Source organism: uncultured Campylobacter sp. (assembly GCF_938045775.1).
Taxonomy (GTDB): domain Bacteria; phylum Campylobacterota; class Campylobacteria; order Campylobacterales; family Campylobacteraceae; genus Campylobacter_B.
Map to the genome: position 1 here is coordinate 1 of NZ_CALIBH010000088.1, position 1606 is coordinate 1606.

General features: G+C 47.3%; 2 protein-coding genes and 1 pseudogene. 2 read left to right on the plus strand and 1 reads right to left on the minus strand.

The genetic code is table 11. The annotated features are described in order from the left end of the window. Positions 1-92 (plus strand): annotated as a pseudogene (locus Q0238_RS03200) (hypothetical protein); the annotation flags it as partial. Positions 93-238: 146 nt separating this feature from the next. Beyond that, complete coding sequence (locus tag Q0238_RS03205; protein ID WP_297942870.1) at positions 239-1204, plus strand: DUF3137 domain-containing protein; 966 nt, start codon at positions 239-241, stop codon at positions 1202-1204. Between the two features lie 46 nt (positions 1205-1250). Here the strand turns inward: Q0238_RS03205 and Q0238_RS03210 are convergent. Then, positions 1251-1606: aminotransferase class IV (locus Q0238_RS03210; protein WP_297942872.1), on the minus strand; the 356-nt coding region annotated here is incomplete at its 5' end.

Consider the following 1606-nt stretch of genomic DNA (forward strand, 5'->3'; position numbering starts at 1 on the left):
CCCAAGGCATGAGCATCCCGCAGCTCATCTGCGACATCGACAGGATCTTTGCCAAAGGGCAGCTCTACGTGGCGCTTTCGCGTGCGACGAGCCTTGCGGGGCTGGGCGTGATCTATACGCGCTCAGAACCCTTGCTGCGGTATTTGCAGCGCAGCGCAAGCGCGGATGAGGCCGTGGTGAAATTTTATCAAGAGAATGAATTTTATAAAATTTCGTATCAAAAAATTTAAGGAAACGCATGCAGCTAGAAAGAGCGATAGCGCTAAGTAGAGCCAAACAAAAAAAGTGTATTTGCAAGGTAGTGATGATCTATGCCAAGATAGCATTTTTGTATCTGTTTCCGTTTATCATAATGTTTGCGATCGATGCGGTATTTAAAACAGACGATGATACGGATTACAAGATGATCGAAGTCTATCTTATCTACGCGGTGCTTTTGATTATTTATGTTGCTTGCATTTACGACGGCATTGCAGACGCCGCTTATGAATATAAACTATTTTACAAAAAAGTTTTGGTGCGCACGGCAATCTCACAGGCGTATCCGCAGCTTACTTATTCGCCAGGCCGCGGCATAAACGCGAAGGAATTTAAGCGAGCGGGGATCTTTGCGAACTCCGATTTTATCAGCGAAGATGAGATAAAAGGCGAATGGGATGGGGTAAAATTTAGCCTCAGCGAGGCGATTAGAATCAAAAAGAACTACGATCTGGGCATAGACAATACTTATGTGAAGCTAGCTTCGCTTGCAATGAGCTTATATGATGCGTATATGGATTTTAGCGGCAGCGTGCTGATATGCGAATTCGGCAAGAGATTTTACGCCAAAACCATCTTAGCGAGCCGCGAGCTAAATACAAAAATTTTAGGCGAGAAGGAGCTAATGGACAACGTCATTTTTAATAGCGAATTTCGCGTGTTTACTGATGACAAGGTCGAAGCTCGATATCTATTGACGCCTGCGCTGATGGAGCGACTAAACGAGCTAAAGCGATACTACCATAAATTTAGCATAAGCGCGGCGTTTATGGATAATAAATTTTACCTATTTCTAAACGGCGCGCCGAACCGCTTTGAAACAGAGCTATTTAGCATACCTCCGACAACCGGAACAGCGTATGCTCATCAATACGAACTGGCTGAGATTTTAGAATTAGTAAGCGAACTGGGTCACATAACCGGAGAGCTAGAAAGCAAAATTTAATCAGCCCGCATAGTTTAAATTTAACGGGCTAAATTTGACCGCCCTATTACAGTCCCGCTTCGGCTCTTAGTCGCACGGCATACATCTCGCGCAGGCGCGGTACGTATTTGCCGACCGCACCGCCGCCGATCGCTCTACCGTCTGCTTTTACGATCGGCAGCACCATCAGCGTCGCCGCGCTGATAAAGGCCTCATCGGCTTCATAAACCTCGCTCATTCCAAACGCTCGCTGCTGCACGCTAAGCCCCGCCTGCTCGGCAAGGCCTAAGATCACCTTGCGGCGGATGCCGGGCAGTATGTCGTTTGAAAGCGGCCGCGTGATAAGGACGTCATCTTTGATGATAAACGCGCTGGAGCTCGAACACTCGGTAACTAGCCCGTCCTCGATCAAAAAGCACTCAT